Here is a 7,991-nt window from a genome sequence, read left to right on the forward strand (position 1 = left end):
TCCATCGTCAGTTGAGGAAGTCATGACCCGTTCCGCACGCTTCACCCTGCACCCCGACTTCACCGTCGGTGAGGTGAACCCCCGTCTCTTCGGCTCCTTCGTCGAGCACCTGGGCCGCTGCGTCTACACCGGTCTCCACGAGCCGGGCCACCCGACCGCCGACGAGGCGGGGCTCCGCGGGGACGTCCTCGACCTGGTCAGGGAGCTGGGCCCGACGGCCATCCGCTACCCCGGCGGCAACTTCGTCTCCGGCTACCGCTGGGAGGACAGCGTCGGCCCCGTGGACGAGCGGCCCCGCCGGCTCGACCTGGCCTGGAAGAGCACGGAGTCCAACCGCTTCGGGCTCTCCGAGTTCATCGACTTCGTCCGCAAGGCGGGCCCCGAGGCCGAGCCGATGATGGCCGTCAACCTCGGCACCCGCGGGGTGGCCGAGGCCATCGAGCTCCAGGAGTACGCCAACCACCCGGCCGGCACGGAACTCTCCGAGCGGCGCAGGGCGCACGGCGACAAGGACCCGTACGGCATCAAGCTGTGGTGCCTCGGCAACGAGATGGACGGGCCCTGGCAGACCGGCCACAAGACCGCGGAGGAGTACGGGCGGATCGCCGCCGAGACCGCGCGGGCGATGCGCCAGATCGACCCGGACGTCGAACTGGTCGCCTGCGGCTCCTCCGGCTCCGGGATGGCGACGTTCGCGGAGTGGGAGGCCACCGTACTGGCCGAGACGTACGACCTCGTCGACCACGTCTCCCTGCACGCCTACTACTGGGAGACGGATGGCGACCGCGACTCCTTCCTGGCCTCCGCGGTCGACATGGAGGCCTTCATCGAGAAGGTCGTCGCGACCTGCGACCACGTCGGGGCCCGGCTCAAGTCGAAGAAGAAGATCAACCTCTCCTTCGACGAGTGGAACGTCTGGTACATGGAGAAGCCCAACCCGCACCAGGTCGAGGAGTGGCAGGAGGCCCCCCGTCTCCTGGAGGACGTCTACTCGGTGACGGACGCCGTCGTCTTCGGCTCCCTGCTGATCGCCCTCCTCCGCCACGCGGACCGGGTCGCCGTGGCCTGTCTGGCCCAACTGGTCAACGTGATCGCGCCGATCATGACCGAGCCCGGCGGACCCGCCTGGCGGCAGACCACCTTCTTCCCGTTCGCGCAGGCGGCGAAGTACGGCCGCGGCACGGTCCTGGACGTACGGGTCGACTCGCCGTCGCACGAGACGAAGAAGCACGGCGAGACGGATCTGCTGCACGCCACCGCCGTACGGGCCGACGACGGCACGGTCACCGTCTTCGCCGTCAACCGCAGCCAGACGCAGGCGCTGCCGCTGGAGGTCGCTCTCGCCGGTCTCGGCGTGACGGAACTGGTGGAGCACTCCGTGCTCGCCGACGCCGACCCGGAGGCGAAGAACACCCTGGAGGACCAGGAGCGGGTCGCCCCGCACGCGGGGGAGGGCACGGTGCTCGCCGACGGCGCGCTGACGGCGACGCTGGAGCCGCTGTCCTGGAACGTGATCCGGCTGCGCTGACCCGCCGCCGTACGGCGCCCGGCCCCCGGTGGAGCGGTTCCACCGGGGGCCGGGTGATGCCCGGGGCGGCCGGACGGGATGGGGCGTCGGGTGGGGCGTCGGGTGGGGAGCGTGACGAAGTATGCGCGAACCGTTGACGCGGAAGCGCTTCGACTCTAGCTTCCCGTCCGAAGTGACGATCACAGTTCGACATACCGAACAGCCCGAACAGCCCGAACAGTCCGAACGGTTTCCCCGCACGCCGTAAGGAGAATTCGCGTGAGCCGCACCCTCCGCACCCCCCACGCCCCGCGCAGGTCCCGGACGTCCCGCAGAGCCACCCTCCTCGCCCTGCCCGCCGCCGTCCTCCTCGCCCTCGTCCCGAGCAGCGCCTCCGCCTACCCCAACCCCGGCCGGGTCACCGGCGACATCGTCGTCCACGACCCGACGATGCTGCGCACCTCGTCCGGCCAGTACCTGCTCTACTCCACCGGCGACGGCCTCCAGGCCCGTACCTCCACCGACCGGATCGCCTTCGGCCGCAGCAGCTCCGCCTTCACCACCCCGCCGGGCTGGTGGTCCACGTACTCCTCCGCCAAGGACCCCTGGGCGCCGGACATCTCGTACCGCGGCGGCAAGTACCTGATGTACTACGCCGTCTCGTCCTTCGGCTCCAGCACCTCCGCCATCGGGCTGGCCGGCTCCACCACCGGGCAGCCCGGGAGCTGGAGCGACTACGGCATCGTCTACACGTCCAACGCGAGCAGCGACTACAACGCCATCGACCCCAACCTCTTCGTCGACGACGACGGCAAGTGGTGGCTCTCCTTCGGCTCCTGGTGGACCGGCATCAAGATGATCAGGATCGACCCGGCCACCGGCAAGCAGTTCGCGGGCGACACCGCGCGCCGCTCGCTGGCCTCGCGGCCGACCGGCACCAAGGCCGTCGAGGCGCCCGTCGTGGTCAAGCGGAACGGCTACTACTACCTGTTCGCCTCGTACGACACGTGCTGCGCCGGGACCAGCTCCACGTACAAGATCAAGGTCGGCCGGGCCACCAGCGTGACCGGTCCCTACGTCGACAAGAACGGCGTGAACATGATGAACAACGGCGGCTCGCCCGTGCTGGAGAGCCACGGCCGCTACATCGGCCCCGGCGGCCAGTCGATCATGCCGGACAGCGACGGCGACCTGCTCGTCTACCACTACTACGACGGCCAGGACAACGGCACACCCAAGCTCGGCGTCAACCTGCTGAACTGGTCCGGCGGCTGGCCGACGGCGTACTGACGGGGCCGGTCATGACACCCACCTCTCGGACCGGGCGGACCCGCCGCGTCCTGGTCTTCCTGCTGCCCCTGCTCCTCGCCGTGTTCGCCGCCCAGCTCTCCGGGGCCGCCGGCGCGGCGGAGGGGCGCCCGTACACCAACCCGGTCAAGGCGCAGAAGGGCGCCGACCCGTGGATCCAGTACCACGACGGCAACTACTACCTGATCACGACGTCCTGGACGTCCGAGCTGACCATGCGCAAGTCGCCCACCCTGGCCGGACTGTCCACCGCCCCGAGCGTCCAGGTGTGGTCGGACTCCACCTCCTCGCGCTGCTGCAACATGTGGGCGCCCGAGATCCACTTCTGGAACGGCCACTGGTACCTGTACTACGTGGCGGGCCAGGGCATCGTGGACTACAACCCCACCCAGCGCGTGCACGTCCTGGAGAGCGCCGGCGCCGACCCCATGGGCCCGTACACCTACCGGGGACAGCTCGGCTCCGGCTGGATGCTCGACGCCAGTCTGCTCACCCTGAACGGCTCGCTGTATCTGCTGGGCAGCGCGAACGGCGGCGGTACGCAGAACCTCGTCATCGCCCCGATGAGCAACCCGTACACGCTCAGCGGGTCCTTCTCCACGATCTCCACGCCGACCCTCGCCTGGGAGCGGTCCGGCGGTACGGTCAACGAGGGCCCCGAGGTGCTGCAACGCGGCGGCAGGACCTTCATCGTCTACTCGGCGAGCGGCTGCTGGACACCCGACTACAAGCTCGGCCAGCTCAGCTACACGGGGACCAACCCGCTGAGCGCGTCGTCCTGGACCAAGAAGTCCACGCCCGTCTTCAGCCGTAACGACGCGGCCGGGGTGTACGGCCCCGGCCACAACGGGTTCTTCACCTCGCCCGACGGGACCGAGAGCTGGATGGTCTACCACGCCAACGACGGGGCGGGCGAAGGCTGCGACAACGGCCGCACCACCCGCGCCCAGAAGTTCACCTGGAACGCCGACGGCACCCCCAACCTCGGGACCCCCGTCGCGCTCGGCGCCACTCTCGCCGGGCCCTCCGGGGAGAGCGCGGCCACCCCGTCGGCGTACACCGTCGTCAACCGCAACAGCGGCAAGTGCCTTGAGGTGGAAGGGGGTTCGACGGCGGACGGTGCCAACGTACGGCAGTGGACCTGCAACGGAGCGGCCCAGCAGCGCTGGCGCTTCGAGGATCTCGGCAACGACACCAGCAGGCTCGTCAACGCCGCCACCGGCAAGGTCCTGGACACGGCGGACTGCTCCGTCGCCGACGGCGCCGATCTGCGCCAGTGGTCCTGGCTGAACAACCTCTGCCAGGCGTTCCGGGCGGTCGTGACCGAACAGGGCGGCTGGGTACGGCTCGTGAACGCGCGCAGCGGCAAGGTCGCGGACGTCGCCAACTGCTCCACGGCCGACGGGGCGGACGTACGGCAGTGGTCCTGGCTGGGCAACACCTGCCAGCAGTGGCAGATCAGGCCCGCCTGACGCACAGCACGACAGAGGGGCCGTTCCTCCCTCACGTATACGGAGGAACGGCCCCTGAGCGCTCAGGATCCGGGCCCGGTCAGCCCGCCGCCGCCAGCAGCGCGCGGCCGACCTGGGGGAACAGCCCCTTCGGGTGGTCGCGGAAGAGCGGCTCCGTGCCGAACAGCGTCACCCGCGCGCCCGTCGCTGACGTCCCGCTGACGACCGACGCCCGGCCCGCCGCGTCGCCCGGGGCGCCCGTACCGTTCTCCGTCGCGCGCCAGTGCCCCGACACCAGCGGGTTGCCGGTCCCGTACGCCTGGTCGACGCGCACCCCCGAGCCGAGCTCCGTGAACCAGAGCGGCGAGTAGACGAACGAGTGCGCCGGGGCGCCGCCCGTGACGGTGCCGCCCGTGTTCACCACCCGGACCACCCCGTTGGCGTCGCCGTTGCCCGCGACCGCCGTGGCGGGCAGCAGCCCGGCGGCGGTGTTGAAGGCGGCCCCGGCCGCGCCGAGGGCGACCAGGCCCCCGCCGTTGCCCGTACCGGCGTTCGCACCCGTGCCGAGGAAGGAGCCCAGGGCGGTACGGGCCGCCGCGTCGAGGTCGGCGTACCGCAGTCCGGACGAGACGAACAGGACGTCCACCGACGACCAGTCGAAGCCCGCGTTGAGCGTGGCCGCCGACACCGGCACCACCTCGAACCCCATCTCCCGCAGGGCGAACACCTCACCCGAGGTCACGGCCGCCGCGACCCGCGTACGGTGCAGCGCGCCCGTGCCCTTCTCCTTCGTGGCGGTGAAGGCGACCCCGTGACGGTCCGCGAGGACGGCCGCCCGCTGACGCGCCGACGCCGGCACGATCGCCGAGCCGTCCGCCGCCCGCCGTACCTTCACGCCCTGCGCGAGCAGGGAGTTGAGCGCGGCCAGCTCCTTCGGGTCGTCCAGCCGCAGCCGCAGATCACCGGCCGGGCTCACCTGCCCGGTGGGGGCGGCGGCCGACACCGTACGCGCCGGGACCAGCCCCGGCGCGTACGAACCGCCGCTCACCTTCCGCACCTTGTCGACGCTCGCGCCCCACAGCAGCCCGAGGCTCCACCCCGAGATGTCGTACATCGTGGAGACGTCCGCGCTGATGTCCCGGCCCGCGTCCAGGATCACATTGGCCACACCGCGCTTGGCCTGGTGCATGTCGACCACGTACGAACCCGCCGGGTACCACGTCCCCGCGAGCCGGAAGCCGGAGCTCGCGCGCCGCACCCGTACGTCGTTGGCGACGAGATGGTCCACCAGCCGGGCCGCCGCCGTCGCCGAACGCTGCCCCGCGCCCGCCGGGATCACATACGCGCGGGGGAAGTCGGTGGTGTACACGTCCTCGGGGCCGATGCCCGGCACCCCCGGCACGGTCTGCTCGGAGACCGGCCGCTGGGCCTCGCCCGCCGCGCCCCGCCGAAACGTTTCGATCTGGTCCGCGAGCACCGAAGTCCGGTGTTCTCCGGTCCACTTGAGGGTCGCGCGCATCACCGCGCCGGCGATGTCCGTGTTGATCGCGGAGCGCCGGCGCAGCTCGGTGACCGGGAGGGAGTCGTACGAGCTGTTGTTGACCCGCATCGGGAACTCGACGGTGTGCGAGGCCACCGCGCCCTGGAAGGCCATGTACTGCGGGGTGAAGATCGGCGGCCAGTCGTCCCAGCCCTCCTGCTGGTCACGGAAGGGGATGACGGCCGGGTTCACGCCGTCCTTCCCGGACGTGTAGCCGAGGCCGTTCACCGCCTTCTCCATGCCGAGGGCGTTGGCGTAGGCGTTCTTCAGGAAGAGGTCGTACTCGTAGTTCTCGCCGTGCGGCGGTGTCGTCGGCTCGATCAGCGTCCCGTTGACGTAGCCGTGCAGATCGAGCATCACGGCGGGCTGCTTGTCGATGCCGATCCGCCGCACGGCACGCGACTCGGGCTGCGAGCCGGTGATGAAGTCCCGGTTGAGGTCGAAGCCGTTGGAGTTGGCGCGGGTCCCGGCGATCCGGCCGTCCGGGTTGGCGGTCACATTGAGGTAGATACGGTTCGACGCGAGCAGCCCGGCCGTCCCGCTGTCCTTGGCCTTGGCCAGCTCCTCGATGAGCTTCAGGGCGGCGTCCGTGCCCTCCCACTCGTTGCCGTGGATGTTGTTGTTGATGAACACCGGTGTCTTGTAGGAGGACTTGATGCGGCGGTCCTTGGCGGCCAGCGCCGGCGCGCTCTCGATCAGCTCGCGCATCCGCCGCTGCTCCCGCACCTCCCGCGCGCTCTCCGGCGCGGTGACGGTGACGAGATACAGCTCGTGCCCGCCCGCCGAGCGGCCCGCGACCTCCACACTCACCCGATTCCCCAGCTTCTGGAGGGCGTTGAGCCGGGGAGCGAGGGAGTGGTACGGGGCCAGGCCCAGCTTGATGGACCGGTCGGCCGGATTCTCCGGCGGGGTGTCCAGGACGGTACGGCGCGGATAGGCGCGGCTGTCCGGAAGTGCGGCGCCGCCCCCGCTGCCGGTGGCCGTCGTGCCGGTACGGGCGGCGGCGTCCGGCTGGGTGCCGCGCTCCCGTACGGGATGGGGCCGCGGCGCGTCCTCCCGTACGGGAGCGGCGGAGGCGGGCAGCGGCGCGAGCAGCAGGGCACCGGCCGTGACGGCGGTGGTCAGCAGGAGCGGTCGGGGTATCCCCATGCGTGGGTTTCCTCCAGTGAGGTGGACGGGGGAGGGCGATCGACGCTGATCGGTACGCAGGGGTCTACAGGGTGCGCCCCGCCACGGCAAGGGGGGTCTCCCGCCTCGCCGCTGGATGAGTCATCGCGTCCAGGCCGCCGGCGGCGAGGACCGTCCGCACCTCGGACTTCGGCGCATGGTTGCCGTTGCGGGGCTTCGACCCGGGCCGGCTCTATGAGCAGGCGGTGGCCGGTGAAGTGGCGTCGTCCGCGGCCCGGGAGGGATTCAGGTCGTCTGTCTCGGTGTCCGGCTCGCTCGGCCGGTCACGGCGAGGGCGAAGCACAGTCAGCGCGCGGCCGAAGGCCCGTGCGTGAGCCTGACGGCTGTGAACGACCGTCGGCGCGTTACCGCCACGCAGTGGCTTCGGTGGCATGGACGCAGTAGGTTCCATAGGTGCTTTCGCCGCTTGATTCCGGGATCGCGCAGGCCGATACCTGGAATTCGCCATCCGGGGTTGCCACCATGTTGGTGAACTTGTCATTCCCGTATTCGATCTCCGCGGTCCGTTTCGTGCCGCCGTCGACCTTCACGGTGACCAGATCTCCTTTGCTTCCCTGCTGAATCCTTGCCCAGACGGCCTTGCAATCCTCGCTGTAACGAATCTGGAGGAGGGCAGGGTTATCGGCCGTCGGTTTGAACGTGCGAGCGTCCTCCGCGCACCCCTGGTTCTGTGGACTCTTGCCCTCACACGCTTCGCCGGGACAGGTCGGGTCGTCGAGAAGGGCCTTCATCCAGTGATCCCCGAGCGGAGTCAGAACGGCCGCCGATACCGCGCCCACAGCGGCAGCGACCAAGGCCAAGGCCGCAGCGTTGCGGTTGAGATTGAGCCGGAAACGTCTACCCGAAACGGGTGAGGGGGGCGCAGGATCGGGGGGGGGGGGGGGGGGGGGGGTCCCCCCCCCCCCCCCAGGGGGGCACTCGCAGGCATGGATTCCCCCAGTCTAGTGGCCGGGGTAATTTTGGGTGTTGGGGTAACAGTGGTATTCAAGGGGCGGGG

Annotated in this window: 5 protein-coding genes; 3 read left to right on the forward strand and 2 right to left on the reverse strand. The window is 70.5% G+C overall.

Annotated elements, in window-relative coordinates; translation table 11 throughout:
* Positions 1-22 precede the first annotated feature (22 nt).
* The 3 genes from ACIBJC_RS20355 (at position 23) to ACIBJC_RS20365 (ending at position 4,287) form a co-directional block, all read left to right on the forward strand.
* Positions 23-1,528 (forward strand): alpha-N-arabinofuranosidase, encoded by a 1,506-nt coding sequence (locus ACIBJC_RS20355; RefSeq protein ID WP_399294208.1) that lies wholly within the window; start codon positions 23-25, stop codon positions 1,526-1,528.
* A gap of 258 nt (positions 1,529-1,786) precedes the next feature.
* Positions 1,787-2,797: an arabinan endo-1,5-alpha-L-arabinosidase gene (locus ACIBJC_RS20360; RefSeq protein WP_399294211.1), complete on the forward strand. Its 1,011-nt coding sequence runs from the start codon at positions 1,787-1,789 to the stop codon at positions 2,795-2,797.
* An 11-nt stretch (positions 2,798-2,808) separates the two neighbouring features.
* Positions 2,809-4,287, forward strand: a complete 1,479-nt coding sequence (locus tag ACIBJC_RS20365; protein WP_399294214.1) for a family 43 glycosylhydrolase — start codon at positions 2,809-2,811, stop codon at positions 4,285-4,287.
* Positions 4,288-4,366: 79 nt separating this feature from the next.
* Here ACIBJC_RS20365 and ACIBJC_RS20370 read toward each other — a convergent pair whose 3' ends face one another.
* Positions 4,367-6,955: a M14 family zinc carboxypeptidase gene (locus ACIBJC_RS20370; protein ID WP_399294217.1), complete on the reverse strand. Its 2,589-nt coding sequence runs from the start codon at positions 6,953-6,955 to the stop codon at positions 4,367-4,369.
* A 383-nt stretch (positions 6,956-7,338) separates the two neighbouring features.
* Positions 7,339-7,794 carry a DUF2690 domain-containing protein gene (locus ACIBJC_RS20375; RefSeq protein WP_399294220.1) on the reverse strand — a complete coding sequence of 152 codons (456 nt, stop codon included), beginning with the start codon at positions 7,792-7,794 and terminating at the stop codon, positions 7,339-7,341.
* Positions 7,795-7,991: the final 197 nt, after the last annotated feature.

It is taken from the genome of Streptomyces sp. NPDC050509 (assembly GCF_044457965.1).
Classification (GTDB): Bacteria; Actinomycetota; Actinomycetes; order Streptomycetales; family Streptomycetaceae; genus Streptomyces.